15 protein-coding genes are annotated in these 16786 nt (G+C 62.3%); 8 read left to right on the plus strand and 7 right to left on the minus strand.

Features of this window, described 5'->3' with window-relative positions; all coding sequences use genetic code 11:
- On the plus strand, window positions 1-196 hold a 196-nt coding region (locus MTX36_RS25990), incomplete at its 5' end, for a putative Ig domain-containing protein (RefSeq protein ID WP_243622547.1).
- Between the two features lie 144 nt (window positions 197-340).
- Here MTX36_RS25990 and MTX36_RS25995 read toward each other — a convergent pair.
- Genes MTX36_RS25995 through MTX36_RS26010 form a run of 4 tightly spaced genes read right to left on the minus strand, consistent with a single transcriptional unit; the run spans window position 341 to window position 3982 of the window.
- Window positions 341-1375 (minus strand): aspartate-semialdehyde dehydrogenase, encoded by a 1035-nt coding sequence (locus MTX36_RS25995; RefSeq protein WP_243622552.1) that lies wholly within the window; start codon window positions 1373-1375, stop codon window positions 341-343.
- Between the two features lie 7 nt (window positions 1376-1382).
- On the minus strand, window positions 1383-2648 hold the full coding sequence (locus tag MTX36_RS26000) for an aspartate kinase (protein ID WP_243622553.1): 1266 nt from the start codon (window positions 2646-2648) through the stop codon (window positions 1383-1385).
- Window positions 2649-2684: 36 nt separating this feature from the next.
- A complete protein-coding gene (locus tag MTX36_RS26005; protein ID WP_243622555.1) occupies window positions 2685-3620 on the minus strand; it encodes a hypothetical protein in 936 nt (311 codons plus the stop codon).
- Entirely contained in the window at window positions 3617-3982 is a 366-nt protein-coding gene (locus MTX36_RS26010) for a hypothetical protein (protein WP_243622556.1), read from the minus strand. Before MTX36_RS26010 ends, MTX36_RS26005 begins: the two co-directional genes overlap by 4 nt.
- 271 nt (window positions 3983-4253) lie before the next feature.
- On the opposite strand from MTX36_RS26010, the gene leuA reads away from it, so the two are divergent.
- Window positions 4254-6062 (plus strand): 2-isopropylmalate synthase, encoded by a 1809-nt coding sequence (leuA, locus tag MTX36_RS26015; RefSeq protein ID WP_243622557.1) that lies wholly within the window; start codon window positions 4254-4256, stop codon window positions 6060-6062.
- 239 nt (window positions 6063-6301) lie between these two features.
- Complete coding sequence (locus tag MTX36_RS26020; protein ID WP_243622560.1) at window positions 6302-6679, plus strand: SHOCT domain-containing protein; 378 nt, start codon at window positions 6302-6304, stop codon at window positions 6677-6679.
- 77 nt (window positions 6680-6756) lie between these two features.
- Here MTX36_RS26020 and MTX36_RS26025 read toward each other — a convergent pair whose 3' ends face one another.
- A complete protein-coding gene (locus MTX36_RS26025) occupies window positions 6757-7650 on the minus strand; it encodes a LysR family transcriptional regulator (RefSeq protein ID WP_243622561.1) in 894 nt (297 codons plus the stop codon).
- Between the two features lie 72 nt (window positions 7651-7722).
- On the opposite strand from MTX36_RS26025, the gene MTX36_RS26030 reads away from it, so the two are divergent.
- The 3 genes from MTX36_RS26030 to MTX36_RS26040 are packed head-to-tail and all read left to right on the plus strand — an operon-like array spanning window position 7723 to window position 10649.
- On the plus strand, window positions 7723-8664 hold the full coding sequence (locus MTX36_RS26030) for an EamA family transporter (RefSeq protein WP_243622562.1): 942 nt from the start codon (window positions 7723-7725) through the stop codon (window positions 8662-8664).
- 25 nt (window positions 8665-8689) lie between these two features.
- Window positions 8690-9943: a Mur ligase family protein gene (locus MTX36_RS26035; RefSeq protein WP_243622564.1), complete on the plus strand. Its 1254-nt coding sequence runs from the start codon at window positions 8690-8692 to the stop codon at window positions 9941-9943.
- Window positions 9936-10649 (plus strand): type 1 glutamine amidotransferase, encoded by a 714-nt coding sequence (locus MTX36_RS26040; protein WP_243622565.1) that lies wholly within the window; start codon window positions 9936-9938, stop codon window positions 10647-10649. Before MTX36_RS26035 ends, MTX36_RS26040 begins: the two co-directional genes overlap by 8 nt.
- On the opposite strand, the gene MTX36_RS26045 is transcribed toward MTX36_RS26040, so the two are convergent.
- Complete coding sequence (locus MTX36_RS26045) at window positions 10646-11809, minus strand: low temperature requirement protein A (protein ID WP_243622567.1); 1164 nt, start codon at window positions 11807-11809, stop codon at window positions 10646-10648. The genes MTX36_RS26040 and MTX36_RS26045 overlap by 4 nt on opposite strands.
- Before the next feature lie 180 nt (window positions 11810-11989).
- On the opposite strand from MTX36_RS26045, the gene MTX36_RS26050 reads away from it, so the two are divergent.
- Together MTX36_RS26050 and MTX36_RS26055 are read left to right on the plus strand one after the other, a co-directional pair.
- Complete coding sequence (locus tag MTX36_RS26050; RefSeq protein ID WP_243622568.1) at window positions 11990-14137, plus strand: acyl-CoA dehydrogenase; 2148 nt, start codon at window positions 11990-11992, stop codon at window positions 14135-14137.
- A complete protein-coding gene (locus tag MTX36_RS26055; protein WP_243622569.1) occupies window positions 14130-15053 on the plus strand; it encodes a 3-oxoacyl-ACP reductase in 924 nt (307 codons plus the stop codon). Before MTX36_RS26050 ends, MTX36_RS26055 begins: the two co-directional genes overlap by 8 nt.
- A gap of 58 nt (window positions 15054-15111) precedes the next feature.
- Here MTX36_RS26055 and MTX36_RS26060 read toward each other — a convergent pair whose 3' ends face one another.
- Window positions 15112-16776, minus strand: coding sequence for an AMP-binding protein (locus MTX36_RS26060; protein WP_243622571.1), 1665 nt, complete (start codon window positions 16774-16776; stop codon window positions 15112-15114).
- Window positions 16777-16786 lie beyond the last annotated feature (10 nt).

Raw genomic sequence — 16786 nt, forward strand, 5'->3', positions numbered from 1 at the left:
AATCACCTTCACCAACGGAACCCTCGCCGGAACACCCACTGACGCAGGCACATCCACCATCACCATCACCGCCACCAACAGCGCAGGCACCACAACCAAGACCGTCACCCTCACCGTCACCCCCGCATCGGTGACACCCGAGCCCCCGGTGACCAACCCCTTCGGATCACTCGACCAAATCTTTTTCGCAAGCTAACCGAAGCTCGCGCCCTTTCCCTCCAGTGAGCACCCATTGCAGCATGCTGAAAACGGCGCTCACTGTGCACAAAGGGTGCTCACTTCGGGCACAAACATCAGTGGCCCCGCACCTCGAGAGGTACGGGGCCACTGACGAAGAGAACTAGCCGACCAGCAGTTCGGCAATCTGAATGGTGTTGAGCGCAGCACCCTTACGCAGGTTGTCGCCCGAAACGAAGAGAGCGAGTCCGCGGCCTTCGGGAACACCCTCGTCCTGACGGATACGTCCGACCAGCGAAACATCGCTACCGGCAGCTGCCAATGGCGTGGGAACCTCGACGAGTTCGACGCCGGGAGCGTCGGCAAGGATTTCCTTCGCGCGAGCGACCGAGATCGGGTTGGCGAACTCGGCATTGATCGCAAGCGAGTGGCCCGTGATCACCGGAACGCGCACGCAGGTACCGGAAACCAGGAGACCCGGAAGACCCAGGATCTTGCGGCTCTCGTTGCGGAGCTTCTGATCCTCGTCGGTCTCGCCGCTACCGTCGTCGACCAACGAACCTGCGAGGGGCAGGACATTGAACGCGATGGGAGCAACGTAGTTGTTCGGGGCCGGGAAATCGACGGCGCTGCCGCTGTGGACCAGCTTCTCGGCGTCGCCGACAACTGCGCGTACCTGGCCGAGGAGTTCCTCGACGCCGGCGATGCCGCTACCGGAAACAGCCTGGTAGCTCGAGACGATGAGTCGCTGCAGGCCGGCTTCGTCGTGCAGTACCTTCAGCACCGGCATTGCTGCCATGGTGGTGCAGTTGGGGTTTGCAATGATGCCCTTGACCAGGTTCTTCGCGTCCTGCGGGTTGACTTCGCTGACCACGAGAGGAACGTCGGGATCCTTGCGCCACGCGGAGGAGTTGTCGACAACCGTGGCGCCGGCAGCGGCGAACCGCGGTGCCTGGACACGCGAGAGCGTCGCACCAGCGGAGAACAGGGCGATGTCGATACCCTTGAGGTCGTCGTCAGAGGTTGCAGCAGCATCCTCGACGACGATCTCTTCGCCGCGGAACGTCAGCTTCTTACCGGCAGAACGAGCAGATGCGAAGAACCGCACCTTGTCTGCGGGGAAGTTCCGCTCTTCGAGCAGCGTGCGCATAACGATGCCGACCTGACCGGTCGCGCCGACTACAGCAATGGTTGTCATCTGAAAACTACCGTCCTGTTCCTGCGTGTACTACGGCTACTTCGTCTCCACCAAGTCCGAACGCGGCGTGGATAACCCGCACGGCGTCGTCCAATTCGGTGTCCTTGACCAGCACGGAAATGCGGATCTCGGAGGTCGAGATGAGGTCGATATTGATGTTCGCTTCGGCGAGCGCCTCGCAGAACGTCGCCGTAACGCCCGGGTGGCTACGCATGCCGGCACCGACGAGGGAGAGCTTGCCGATGTGGTCGTCGAACAAGATCTGGGTGAACCCGATCTCGTCCTGACGCTTGGTCAGCATCTCGACTGCCTTGGGGCCGTCGGCCGTCGGCAGTGTGAAGGTGATGTCCGTCTTGTTGGTCTCCACCTTGGAGATGTTCTGCAGCACCATGTCGATGTTGATCTCGGCATCGGAAACTGCGCGGAACACCTTGGCGGCGTGGCCCGGTGTATCCGGCAATCCGACAACGGTGACCTTGGCTTCGCCGCGATCGTGCGCGACTCCGGTGAGCAGGGCCTCTTCCACAGGAATGTCCTCCATCGATCCGGACACGATTGTTCCGGGCTTGGTGGTGTATGACGAACGGACGTGCACGGGCACGTTGTAACGACGGGCGTATTCGACGCAGCGGAGCATGAGCACCTTGGCGCCACTCGCTGCAAGTTCGAGCATTTCCTCGAAGGAAACGGTCTCGAGACGATGAGCGTCCGGGACGATGCGCGGATCAGCGGAGAAGACGCCGTCGACGTCGGTATAGATCTCGCAGACGTCGGCGTTCAGTGCAGCTGCCAATGCAACAGCAGTGGTGTCCGAGCCGCCACGTCCGAGCGTCGTGATGTCCTTGCTGTCCTGGCTGACGCCCTGGAACCCGGCGACCAGAACGATCGACCCCTCGTCCAGCGCAGCGCGCACGCGGCCGGGTGTGACGTCGATGATCTTGGCGTTGCCGTGGCTGCCGGTGGTGATGACTCCGGCCTGCGAGCCCGAGAACGAGCGAGCCTCGGCACCGAGTGAATGAATTGCCATCGCGACCAAGGAGTTGGAGATGCGCTCACCAGCAGTCAGCAGCATGTCCATTTCACGGGCCGGCGGTGAAGGGCACACCTGCTGAGCCAGGTCGAGCAGCTCATCGGTGGTATCGCCCATCGCAGACACCACGACGACGACATCATTGCCGGCCCTCTTGGTCTCGACGATCCGTTCAGCGACTCGTCGGATGCGCTCGGCGGATGACACCGAGGATCCGCCGTACTTCTGGACGACGAGAGCCACGCGTTTCTACCTCCAGGTCGAAATTGATTACAGATATCAGAGGTCGAGCTTACCGAGGTGGTCCTGGGACTTCCCGACGCGTCCTGAGATCCTGCTTCGGATCGACGTCGCAGAATGCGAACTACCCGCCACGTAACCCACCACCGCAACCGCAACTCCGCAGGCAAGAAGGACACGAATGCTGTTGACCAGCGAAGTTGCGAGTGTGTCGTACACCGCAACGGCCGCTGCGGGCGACGGGATGTCTTGATCTTGCAGATAGGTCCGACGTACGACGGTCAGTGTCGCCAACAGCGCGAGCATCGCTACCGCAGTGGCGAGGCCGACCAGTGACAACGCCCGCATTCGCTTGGGCGCGATCGCGACGGCAGAGACAGCACAGATCGCTGCGGCCCAGGGCAACCACAATGCGGCGCGGTCGAGTGCATTCGACCACCTTTGCGCGTGCACCAGTTCGTCCGACTGCAGGATGTCGAACTGCGGATCGAACGCCGGGAGCCTGTCGACGAGGGTGAATCCGCGATCGCGTAGACGCGTCCGCAGTTCGGTCATGACTGGTTCCAGGGACACGGTGACGGTTCCCGTATTGTCTGCGCGCACGATGCCGTCGGTTGCCTGGCCGGTGACGGCAGCGGCCAGTTGCGCGTGGGCTTGACGGTTGACGCCGGTCCAGAGCGTCGCGAATTGATCGCTCGAAACCAGCGTGAACGCCACCTCGCGAACGAGGTTCTCGGCCGGACGCGTCAGCACCTGCGGAAACCCGTCCAACCGCCGAGTCAGTTCTTCGGTCAGTCGATCGGCCACTGCTGCTTGCACTGCGGGATCCGACGCCAAGGGCGCCACGGTCTCGACATAACTGTCGGTGTCATTGACCTGAGTGTGGACGAACAGAGCGACCACTGATGCTGCTGAGCTCAGCGCGGCCAGAACGATCAACAACGAACAGACGATCCAGCGCAACGCTCGCGTCACGCGGAGGCGGCGCGATAGGGCCGAATCTTCGCCGTGATGCGGTGAATACGGAGGTCGTCTGTGGGTATCCGGAAGGTCTCGGTGACTCGCACCGTCATCAGATTGCGCCCGAACAGGCCCGCATCGAGGAGGTATTCGGCAGTCACGTCGTCACCGTTCACCGTCCAGTCGATGTCACGAATCGCGCGTACGAGACGATACTGTGGACCTCCAGAGAGGCTGCGCCGCAAATGATTTCCCGAAAATCCCGTCTTCAGCCCGACTTCGTGCCGAACTGCGTCCGGGGCCAACGGAACGGAACTGCCATCGCGGTTGAGCAAAGCGTCGAGATAGGCGCGTGCCACGTCGATTCGGGGATCCATGTGGTCAGTCGATCACTTCGACGTGCGAAACAACAGCACCGAACGCCCGACAAATTCGGCATGTCGCGCAACCCCACCACCTTCTTCCACATCTCAGGAGTAGAGTGCACAGCATGCAGCGCGCACTCCTCCTTGGTTGCCGCGACGGGGTCTGATCCAGACTGGCCTCCCGTCGCGGGGTTTTGTGTGCGCCGGTCGACCAAGCCTTCCGGACATTCGGTCATGACCAACAGGTCATCAGGCCGGGTCCACAATCCTGGAGATCACACCCATGTCCCCCGCTGACGCATTCACCACCGGCTCTCGCACCATCACTCCTCCCACGAAGCCGGCGCCCGCCGACCAGCCTGCGTGGAACACGCAGAAGAACTCGTCGATGCCGACGTTCCGCTACCGCTCCTTCGCCGAAGAAGTAGAGACGGTGTCGCTGCCGGACCGCACGTGGCCCGACAAGATCATCGATCGCGCACCGCAGTGGTGTGCCGTGGATCTGCGTGACGGCAACCAGGCCCTGATCGATCCGATGAGCCCGGCGCGTAAGCGTCGCATGTTCGACCTGCTGGTCCGCATGGGCTACAAGGAGATCGAGGTCGGTTTCCCGTCCGCGAGCCAGACGGACTTCGACTTCGTCCGCGAGATCATCGAAGACGGAGCAATCCCGTCCGACGTCACGATTCAGGTGCTGACGCAGTCGCGTCCCGAGCTGATCAAGCGCACGTTCGAGGCGTGTGAAGGTGCCGAGAACGCGATCGTGCACTTCTACAACTCCACCTCGATCCTGCAGCGCCGCGTCGTCTTCCGTGCCGACAAGACCACGATCAAGAAGATCGCCACCGACGCCGCCGAGCTGGTACTCGCCGAGTCGAAGAAGTACCCGGACACCAACTGGCGCTGGGAGTACTCCCCCGAGTCCTACACCGGCACCGAGCTCGAGTACGCCAAGGAAGTGTGTGACGCCGTCACCGAAACCCTGGGTGCGACGCCGGACAACCGGGTCATCCTGAACCTGCCGGCAACCGTCGAGATGGCCACCCCCAACGTGTATGCCGACTCCATCGAGTGGATGCACCGCAACCTGGCCCGCCGCGACTCCGTCATTCTGTCGCTGCACCCGCACAACGACCGCGGAACAGGCGTCGCTGCAGCCGAACTGGGCTACCAGGCCGGCGCCGACCGCATCGAAGGCTGCCTGTTCGGCAACGGTGAGCGCACCGGCAACGTCTGCCTGGTCACCTTGGGTCTGAACATGTTCACGCGCGGCGTCGACCCGCAGATCGATTTCTCCAACATCGACGAGATCCGTCGCACGGTCGAGTACTGCAACCAGCTGCCCGTCCACGAGCGTCACCCGTATGGCGGCGACCTTGTCTACACCGCGTTCTCCGGCAGCCACCAGGACGCCATCAACAAGGGCCTCGACGCCATGAAGGTCGACGCCGACAGCCAGAACGCCGACATCGACGACATCCTGTGGCAGGTTCCGTACCTGCCCATCGACCCCAAGGACGTCGGCCGCAGCTACGAGGCCGTCATCCGCGTCAACTCGCAGTCCGGCAAGGGTGGCGTTGCGTACATCATGAAGGCCGACCACGGTCTGGTGCTGCCGCGTCGCCTGCAGGTCGAGTTCTCGCAGTCCGTCCAGAAGATCACCGACGGTGAGGGCGGCGAGGTCTCGCCGAAGGAAATGTGGGACGTCTTCCACGAGGAGTACCTGGTTCCCGTCACGCCACTCGAGCGCATGAAGCAGAAGGTCACCGCGTCCGAAGAGGACGGCGGCACCGACTCCATCACCGCAATCGTGAAGGTGAACGGCAAGGAGCAGGAAATCTCGGGCACCGGCAACGGACCGCTCGCTGCCTTTGTCGACGCCCTGGGCAGCATCAACTTCGACGTTCGGGTTCTCGACTACTCCGAACACGCCATGTCCGCTGGTGACGACGCTCAGGCTGCGGCCTACGTCGAGTGTGCCGTGACCGGTCCGGACGGCCAGAGCACCGTCGTCTGGGGCGTCGGAATTGCTACCTCGATCACGACCGCGTCACTGCGCGCCGTGGTCTCGGCGGTTAACCGCGCCAGCTAGTTTCACCTGATCTCTCGACTTGTGGCTCCTATCCCAACGGGATAGGAGCCACAGTCATTTCCGCCCACCGTCGATTTACTCGAGCAATGAACTACCAAAGATTGACAATTACATCGGACATGAAGGTGTAACTCGGCGACGGTAGTGTTCGCGAATCACCCATCAAGGATGATGCAGACAGTGCTCGCGCGTGAGATAGTCAGCTCAGATTAATCCACCTTGCGAAATGGAGCTCGACAATGGATTCCTTCTGGGATTTCCTCTGGCTGATCGTCATCACGTTCGCGTTCGTCGCGTACCTGATTCTGCTGTTCTCGATCATTACGGACCTGTTCCGCGATCACAAGACTTCCGGATGGAAGAAAGCGATCTGGATTTTCTTCCTCTTCGTCATCCCGTGGCTCACCGCGCTTGTGTATCTCATCGTGAAGAGTGACGGAATGGCACAGCGCTCCATCGAGGCTGCTCAGCACGTCAAGCAGGCGCAGGAGAGCTACATCCGCGAGGTTGCCGGTAAGTCTCCGGCCGAATCAATTGCTGATGCCAAGGCACTTCTCGACGCCGGCACCATCACGCAAGATGAATTCGCAGCACTGAAGGCTAAGGCCCTCGCCTGATATCTGCCCCACGATTCATGTGGGGACGCACTACCGAAACGGGAGCGACACTAATCGTGTTGCTCCCGTTTTTGCGTTCATTCCGCGACTGCCCGCACCACATCGCGGAAAGCCTCGAGCACCACTCCGATCGCCGGACTTCGATCAGCCTGTAACCGCGTTGCCAATTCATAGACACGAGCAGCGCGCACACCAGCCAATGGTTTCCTCGACACCCCGGAATGAGTGACTGCGTGACGCGGCATCAATGCCACTCCGTGCCCGGCCGCCACCAACTCCTCGATAACACGGAAATCGTTTATCCGATGCCCGACCCGCGGTTGCACACCGGTAACAGCCGCAACCGAAAGCAGTACGTCGTCGACCGGAAAACCGCCACGCACGCTTATCCAGTTCTCATCAGCCAATTGTTCCAACCGAACCGAATCCTGCTTGGCCAAGGGATGATCCGGCCGCAACACCAAGTCGATCGGTTCGCGCATCAAAGTCTGCACGGTGACTCGCGGAAATGACGTTCCGGCGGCGCGCTCGTCGCGGTGCGTGAGAATCACATCGTGATCGGCCAACAATCCCGGAACCGCCGACGCCGGTTGATCGACGTCGCAGGCGTCGATATCCACACCCGAGCCTTGCAGCGCGGTCAATACCCCGGGCAGCAGTAGAGCGGCGCCTGACGGGAAGAACGCCACGCGCACTTTGCCCCGCGGCGAACCTCGGTACGACGCCATCTCCGCGTCGGCGCGCTCGAGAGCGGCCACGACGTCGTCCGCACGCAAAACCAATGCGCGACCGGCATCGGTGAGTCGAAGTTTCCGGCCGTCGGGTTCCAGGAGAGGCACGCCGGCCTCGCGGGCGAGGATCTTGAGTTGCTGCGAGACCGCGGACGGCGTCATCGAAAGTGCCACTCCGGCAGCTGCGACGGTCCCCCTGTCGGCCAGTTCTCGAAGAACTCTCAACCGGGCCGCATCCATGTAGCAAAACTACATCAATCGTGCATCTTTATTCGCTTGTGCTGATGCTTTGAACGGCTCACGATAACTGTCATGACTCCCCGCGACCGACTGCTCGGATTGACCGTCATCGTCTTGTGGGGACTCAATTTCCTGGCGATTCGCGTGGGCCTCGACCATTTTCCGCCGTTCTTCTTTGCCGCACTACGCTTTTTGCTCATCGCGATTCCAGTGGTGATCTTCGTGCCGCGGCCGCGGGTTCCGATTCGATGGTTGCTGCTCTACGGTTTCGGTTTCGGCTTCGGTCAATTCGCGTTTCTGTTCTGGGCGATGCACACCGGAATGCCGACCGGGTTGGCGTCGCTGGTCCTGCAGTCATCCGCGCCGTTCACGGTCCTGTTGGGTGCCTTCCTGCTTCGCGAAAAACTCAGCGTGTGGCAGGTTTCCGGGATCGGCGTCGCCGTGTCCGGAATGGCGCTGATCGGCTGGGATCGCTCGCATCATGCGGCATTACTGCCCGTGATCCTGACACTTCTGGCGGGCCTGTCCTGGGCATTCGGCAACCTCGGCAGCCGCCTGGCCGCCGCGAATACCGTCGGCGATCCCCAGCCGATGCGGCTGATGTTGTGGATGTGCGTCATCCCCCCCCTCCCGATGCTGGCGCTGTCGGCGGCGGTCGAAGGCCCCACCGCGGGTTGGCATGCTCTCGCGACGACATTGAGCGTCGACGGTCTGCCGTCGCTGATCGGCCTCGCTTACATCGTTCTGCTGGGCACCATCGTCGGAACGGGCATCTGGACCACACTGATGAGTCGCTACCCCGCCGGCAAAGTGGCTCCCCTCTCCCTCCTGGTCCCGATTGTCGGAATTGGTGCGTCCTGGCTGTTCCTGCATGAGACCCCCAGCCCGTTGTCACTGGTGGGAGCCGTTATCGTCATCGCCGGGGCGATCGCCACGCAGAGGCGCCCGGCACCCACGGTGACTGTTCCCTCGAGCACAACTCCACTCGAACCACCTGCGCGACTCGGCGTCTGAGTGCACGCTGTGCAAAACTCGGGCCGTGGGAACTGGACTAACGATCACGGCGCGCGGAAAGCTCGCCCTGCGCGCTGCCGCAGCAGCATCCTGGGCATCGCAGAAAGCCGGCCGAGGCAAAGGCTCGATGATCGGCGGGCTGATAGCCCTCAAGATCGACCCGACGCTCATGACACAGCTCGGACGCGGGAAGCGCACCGTCGTGGTCACCGGAACCAACGGTAAGTCCACGACGACGCGCATGACCGCAGCGGCTCTCGCCACCGTCGGCGAGGTGGCGACACAAGCGGACGGCGCCAACATGGACGCCGGCATCGTCGCGGCCCTGGCAACCCGCTTGAACGCTCCCATCGCTGTGCTGGAAGTTGACGAACTGCATGTCCCCCACGTTGCCGACGCCGTGAACCCCGAAGTGATCGTGCTGCTGAACCTGAGCCGCGATCAGCTCGACCGAGTCGGCGAGATCAACATGATCGAACGCAGGTTGCGGGCATGTGTCGATGCGCACCCGGATGCGGTCATCATCGCGAACTGCGACGACGTATTGATCACGTCGATTGCCTACGACGCACCCAATGTCGTGTGGGTTGCCGCCGGCGGCGGCTGGGCCGGAGATTCGGTCAGCTGCCCGCGCACCGGCGAGCCTATCGTCTGGGAGGGAAAGCACTGGCGCAGTACGGGTTCGGACTTCGCGCGGCCTGAGCCGTCATGGTGGCTCGACGACAACAACCTGTACGGCCCGGACGGCCTGACCATCCCGATGACACTAACTCTGCCCGGAAAAGCCAACCGCGGCAACGCCGCTCAGGCTGTTGCCGCAGCGGTCACCTTGGGCGCCGACGCGGCAGATGCCGTTGCCGCAGCGTCCACAGTCCAAGAAGTTGCCGGGCGCTACAGCACCGTCCAGGTCGGAGCCCACTCCGTCCACATGCTGCTGGCGAAAAATCCTGCCGGCTGGCAGGAAGCCCTGTCCATGATCGATCCGAGCGTCGACGGCCTCGTCATCGCAGTCAACGGACAGGTCCCGGACGGCGAAGACCTCTCGTGGCTATGGGACGTGAAATTCGAGCACTTCGAAGGCGTCAAAGTGATCGCTGCCGGCGAGCGCGGAACCGACCTGGCCGTCCGCCTCACCTACGCCGGCGTCGAGCACACGCTTGATCCGGACCCCTTGCGCGCCATCGCTTCCTGCCCACCCGGACGCGTGGAAGTGCTCGCCAACTACACGGCATTTCGCGACTTGAACACTGCTATCGCCAAGGAGACCCGCGATGTCTGACTCGACAGTGCGTATCGGCCTGGTCCTCCCCGACGTCATGGGCACCTACGGCGACGGCGGCAATGCTCTGATCCTGCGTCAGCGTCTGCGGATGCGCGGGTACGACGCCGAAATCATCGACATCACACTCAATGACCCGGTGCCGGACTCACTCGACGTCTACACCCTCGGCGGCGCGGAGGATTCCGCGCAGCGACTCGCTACACGGCACCTCACCAAGTATCCGGGCCTGCAACGCGCAGCAGAGCGTGGAGCGCCGGTCCTGGCTATCTGCGCGGCCATTCAGGTTCTGGGCAACTGGTACGAAACCTCCAGCGGCGAGCGCGTCGACGGCGTCTCCATGCTGGACGTCACCACCTCGCCGCAGGAAAAGCGTTCCATCGGCGAAGTGATCACCAAGCCACTGATCGACGGCCTGAGCGCCCCACTTTCAGGTTTCGAAAACCATCGCGGTGGAACAACTCTGGGCACCGCTGCCTCAGGATTTGCGCGCGTCACCCATGGCGTCGGCAACGGCGTCGGCGATGGCTTCGAGGGCGTCGTCCAGGGATCCGTGATCGGCACCTACATGCACGGACCGGCGTTGGCCCGCAATCCTGAACTGGCTGATCTCCTGCTCAAGCGCGCTTTGGGCGTAGATGAACTGGCACCGCTCCACCTCCCTGAGGTCGATCAGCTGCGCAAGGAACGCCTCTCCGCTCGCTAGGCCTCGGCCTTGGCGCCTTCGGTGAGAACCAACTCCACTGCTAGGAGTGCCGCGCACGCCAAGCCGGCGACAAGTTCCGGCACGGCGGTGAAGGTGCCACCCAGAACGACGACGACGGTGATTGCGAACGGAGCCAACGTCCGCGCCGACGAATCGTGCAGGCGAATGTGAATGAACCACAACGCCGCAAGGATGACCGCGACCGGAACTGTGACGGCAGCCCCGGTCACCAGGGCGCTACCGTCACCGTGGCCGGTCCAATAGTCGACTCGCGCAGCCAGTCCGGCGCCGATGGCCGCTGCCGCAGCAAAGATGAAGTAATGCCCGAAGCCCCAGACGAAGGGTGACGCATCGTCACCACCGAGGGCGTCGCCCGCGTTTCGCTGGAAGTACAACCACCACAGGCTGAAAACGATGAGAATGCCGCCGATCACGACGTACGCAACCTTGGCCGCCGGTTGTTCGCCGGCCACCGCGTCCTGAATCGCGACAGTCGTCGAAAGAATGGTCTCGCCCAGTACAATGATGAAGAACAGCGAGTATCGCTCGGCTATGTGGTGCGGATGCCAGGGCGTCATCCCCGTCTTCTCCGAGATGACGGGCACTGCAAATTCGCAGAGAACCAGGAACAGGAACGTCGGCACGTAGAGAGCTGACGGCACGAAGTAGAAGCCGATCCACCCGAGCTGAACCAGAACGACACCGAGTGCGTATCTCCGTGCGGTGAGCGCATATTCGGGACAGTTTCTCGAGACTCGAATCCACTGAATCACCAACGCTATTCGCATGATGACGTATCCGATGATGATCAGAAGTGCGTCGTTGTCGAAGAATCGCGCGATTCCGGCGGCCAGTACCAACGATCCCAGAATTTGAAAGATCGTGAGCAACCGTGCGATACCGTCGTCGTTGTCGAAGGCGGAAGCAAACCACGTGAAGTTGAGCCATGTCCACCAGATCGCGAAGAAGGCCATCGCGAAGTGGCCGACACCTGAAGCCGCGTGCCCTTCACTGATTGCGTGGTGAAGTCCCGTGGCGGCCTGGGCAACTGCCACGACAAAACACAGGTCCGTCAGCAGTTCGAGTGGTGTGGCTACTCGGTGTTCCTCGTTCGGATCGCGAGGAACCAACGGACGGATGAACGAACTGACACGATTCACGGTTCGCACAGTAGCGCGCCGATTGCCGATGCGCTGGGCCACTCGACTATCCACTTAGCGGGATTCACCGCTACGGCCAGGATTGTCGTGATACGAGTAGAGGGAACAACTCCTGTCTGCGGTAATCCCGGGCCGGGGAAATCAGCCTGCGGGCTCAGTCGTGTAACGAGGTAATTCTCTATGTCCATTGCACTTTCCGAAGACCAGCGCGCCCTCGCACAATCGGTTCGCGATTACATCTCGCGGGCGGAACCGCTCATCGAGGCTCGGGTATGCCTCGACAAGCCGACAAACGAATTGCCCTCAGGATGGTCGACTTTCGCGGAACTCGGCTGGCTGGGCGTCCATCTTCCGGAAGAGTACGGTGGCGCCGGATTCGGTCTGCCGGAATTGTCGGTAGTCGTGGAGGAATTGGGCGCGGCGCTGGCACCCGGGCCACTGCTTCCGACGGTGTGGGCGTCGGCTGTCATCGCGGCAGCGGGCACCAGCGAGCAACAGAAGGCGCTACTTCCGGGCCTGATCGACGGAACCGTCGTCGCGACGGCCGGGATCAGCGCCACTGCCACACTGTCAGGTTCGTCCGTGGAGTTGGCTGCACCGGTAGAGATGCTCTGCGCGGCAATGGCCGACGTCCTCCTCGTCTCGATCGGCGAGGACGTCGTCGTGCTGCGACGCGAGCAGGTGCAGGTGACGGAGTCGCCGACGCTTGACCCGACTCGCAGTGTCTCGGCAGTGACCACCAACGGCAGCGTCGACGCCGTCGCAGTTCTGGCGGGCGCGGGTGCACACGCCGTCTCGATCGGCCGCACTCTGGCTGCCGCCGAAGCGGCCGGCGTGATCACTGCGGCCACGAAACTGGCTGTCGAGTATGCCAAGGACCGCTTCGCGTTCGGCCGCGCGATCGGCTCGTTCCAGTCGGTCAAACACATCCTCGCGAACATGCTGGTGGACCGCGAAATGTCCACCGCGGCTGCCTGGGACGCAGCGCAGGCAGCATCCGACAACGAGGATCAGGGCTCGTTGGCAGCAGCAGTCGCAGTTGTGACAGCTCTGCCCGCAGCCATGCGGGTCGCCCAGAAGTGCATCCAGATCCACGGCGGAATCGGGTACACCTGGGAACACGACGCCCACCTGTATCTGCGTCGCGCCGGCGCTCTGAACGCGGTATTCTCTCCCGTCGTCGCCCGCGCTGACATCGCTGACGCCACCGCAGCGGGGATCCGGCGCGAATCGACCATCGAATTGCCGGCCGAGGCCGACGAGTACCGCGAACAGGCACGTGAATTCGTGAAGAAGGCCGCCGCTGCTCCCGCCGATCAACTACGTCGCCTACTGGTTGATTCCGGCTACGCCGTTCCGCATTGGCCGGCGCCGTGGGGCCGCGGGGCCGATGCCGTGGAGCAGTTGGTCCTGGAAGAGGAACTGTCGACAATTGATCTGCCGCAGTACGGAATCGGAGAATGGGTACTGCTCACCGTTGTCGGACACGGTACCGCTGAACAGCACGAGCGCTTTGTCGACGCCAGCCTCATGGGCACGGTGAAATGGTGCCAGTTGTTCAGTGAGCCCGGCGCCGGTTCCGATGCCGCGGGAATCACTACCAAGGCTCGCCGCGTCGACGGCGGCTGGATTGTCAACGGCCAGAAGACGTGGACCAGCGGCGGCGTGACGTCGACGCACGGCATGGCGACTGTCCGCACCGACCCCGAGGCACGAAAGCATAAGGGCATCACCATGATGCTCATCGACATGGCAGCTCCCGGAGTGCAGGTGCGCCCGATCAAGCAGATCACCGGCGACTCACACTTCTCCGAGGTTTTCCTCGACGACGTCTTCGTTCCCGACGCCGATGTACTCGGTGACGTCAACGGCGGGTGGGGCGTTGCACGCTCTGCTCTCGGAAACGAACGCGTGACGATCGGCCGTGAACGACTGGGCCTGGGCGTCACCTACAGCATCCACGATCTGTTCACCGTGGTGCGCACTACGAACTCAGGAATGGACGATGCTGTGGCCGACCTTGTGGCCGAGGATCTTTCCCTGCGGGCACTCACCACTCGCATCGCAGAAATGGCTGTACTCGGCGCCGGTCCGGGACCCGAAGGCGCGGTGTTGAAGCTGGTCGGCAGTGAACACGGACAAAGGCTCGCCGACGCCGGACTGCTGCTCTCCGGATTCCTCCCGAGCGATAGCGAAACGAAAAAGCCTGTCCATCACAGCTTTCTGGAGGTTCGATTCCAAACCATCGCCGGAGGCACGTCCGAGATCCTCCGCAATCAGATCGGCGAACTCATTCTCGGCCTACCTAGGGAGCCTGCTCTTGTCTAACTCACTTGCCACCGATCTCACCGGCCGCACCGCAATCGTCACCGGCGCAGGCGCAGGCCTAGGCCGTGCCGAAGCACTAGCCCTGGCCTCACGTGGAGCATCTGTCGTTGTCAACGACATCGGCTCCGCAGCAGAGGATGTCGTCCGCGAGATCGAGGCTCTCGGATCCCGTGGCGTAGCCGTGACCGGTGACGTCAGCGACTGGTCGCTGGGAGATCGTCTGGTCGAAGCGGCGGTCGATTCATTCGGCAGCCTCGACATCGTTGTCAACAACGCCGGAATCACCCGTGACGCAATGCTGTTCAACATGACCGAAAAGCACTGGGACGACGTCATCGCGATTCATCTCAAAGGCCATGCGGCACTGTCGCGATCGGCCGCAGTACATTGGCGAGCCGCGGGCAAAGCCGCCGGGGGGCCGGTGTACGGACGGGTGATCAACACAGCATCCGAAGCCTTTGTGCTCGGCGGCGCGGGTCAAGCCAATTACGCTGCGGCCAAAGCCGGCATCGTTGCGCTCACTCTGTCCACTTCGCGTGGGCTGGCGAAGTACGGCATTACCGCAAATGCCATCTGCCCGCGAGCTCGGACCGAGATGACTGTCGGGGTCTTTGCCGACGGAGAGCACAACGGCGGTCTCGACATCATGGCACCAGAACGCGTCGCTACCTTTGTATCCTTCTTGGCTACGCCGGCGGCCGAGACGATCAACGGTCAGGTCTTCGTCGTTTACGGTGACATGGTTGCTTTGATGGCGCCGCCCACCGTGCAGCAGAAGTTCGTGGCTGCCGACGGCACGTTCACGGTGGAGGAATTTGCAGATCAGGTGGTGCCTTATATCTCGAAACTACCTGCGGGACAAAACTACTCCGCAGAGGGCATCATTGCACTCGACACTACTGGCGTGACGAACTGACCGGAACGGGCCCGGAGAAACGTAAGTTCTCCGGGCCCGTTCCGGGTAGGTTCCCCGTTCAGTCGGCGGTCGGTAGCATTGCCAACCGCCCGTGCGCCCGGAACTCGGCCTCGATTTCTCGTCGTCCGGCATCGCCGAGTGGCGCATACTCACTCGTCTTGCCGATTCGAATGAAAACGGAATCCTTTGCAGCCCAAGCTGTTCGGCGCAAAGGAGCCTTGTTGACCTTGTTGCTTCCGGTGAGAGGTATCTGATCGACAATCCGCACGAAGCGTGGCCACCACTTTGCACCCATATCAGGCTGTTCGCCGAGAAACTCTCCGAAAGCCTTCGGATCGAAACTCACTCCGTCGTCCATCTCGAGAACTGCCATGACCTGATCGCCGGTCCGAGGATCCGGAACCGCAAAGATCGGGGCCGCAGAAATTCCCGGAACTCGTTGCAGCACACGCTCGACCGGTGCGGCCGAGAAGTTCTCACTGTCTACCCTCAGCCAGTCGGAAGACCGTCCCGCAAAATAGAAGTAGCCAGCCGAATCGCGGTAGGCAAGGTCACCGGACCAGAAATCAGCGCCCTTGACACGATCCGCCATCGCTCCGGGGTTCTTGTAGTACCCCTCGAAGGTATGGGCGAGGCCTACTGCCACCATCTCGCCGGTAGCTTCGGCATTGACCAGACGTCCGTCGCTATCGAATTCCGCAGGCGGACATTCGAGGCCGGTCTCCTCGTCAAGGACTCTGATGTCGAGTCCGTTCTGCGGAATGCCCAGGGAGTCTCGCGGGGTCTGCGGCGTGCGCCCGATTCGGAACACACCTTCACTGAGCCCGTAGCCTTCCATCACCGTGCAGCCGTACCGCTCGGAGAAGCGTCTGACGTCGGTTTCCGACGCCTCGGTACCGAAGGCCAATTCCAGGGTGCTGTGTGCGTCTCTGTCGTCCTCGGGCTGACTCAGCACATAGGAGAGGGCTCGACCGACATAGTTGACGTACGTGACGCCGTAGCGGTGGATGTCGGGACCGAACCTGCTGGCCGAAAACTTCCTTGTCATAGCAACCGTCGCGCCGACGCACATTGCCGGAGCCAGGTTCAGCATCACAGCATTGCCGTGGAAGAGAGGCATGCACAGGTAAGTCACGGAATCGCGCCGCAGCGATGCTCGATCAACCATGGCAACCGTCAAGCGCGCCAACCGTCCCTGACCGACGATCACCGCCTTAGGCGCACCCGTAGAACCGGAACTGAAGAGCAACAGGGCTTTTTCTTCCGGCGTCGGCACCGCCTCGGGTAGTGGTGCTCCGCGGAACGGCGCCAGGAACTCGGCATAATCGGGGCTGTCGATGTTCAGGATGCGCTCGGGTGGCAGACCATGACCCGTTCCGTCGACCAGATGCGCCAAGGCATTCTCGGTGATGACGATGTCCACGTCGCCGTGGCTGATGTCGTGTGCCAGCTCCGCGCCACTGCGACTGGCGTTGATACCGACAACGACAGCTCCGGCCAAAGGTCCGGCGCCGAGCCAGAATACGAAGTCCGGAACATTCTCGAGCAGGACGCCCACGTGGATCTGACGGCCGTCCGGCTTGGGAATCAACGCGGTCAATGCCGCTGCGCGATCAGCACTTTCCTGAACAACCTCACGCCAGGACCAGGAGCTGTCCTCGTACCGAAGACCACCTCCGTCGTCCCCAGCGCGGCTTCGAATTATCTCTGCGTACGTGTCCATTTCTAGCTCC

The sequence above is a fragment of the Rhodococcus sp. ARC_M6 genome, assembly GCF_022810305.1.
Taxonomy (GTDB): Bacteria; Actinomycetota; Actinomycetes; order Mycobacteriales; family Mycobacteriaceae; genus Rhodococcus_F.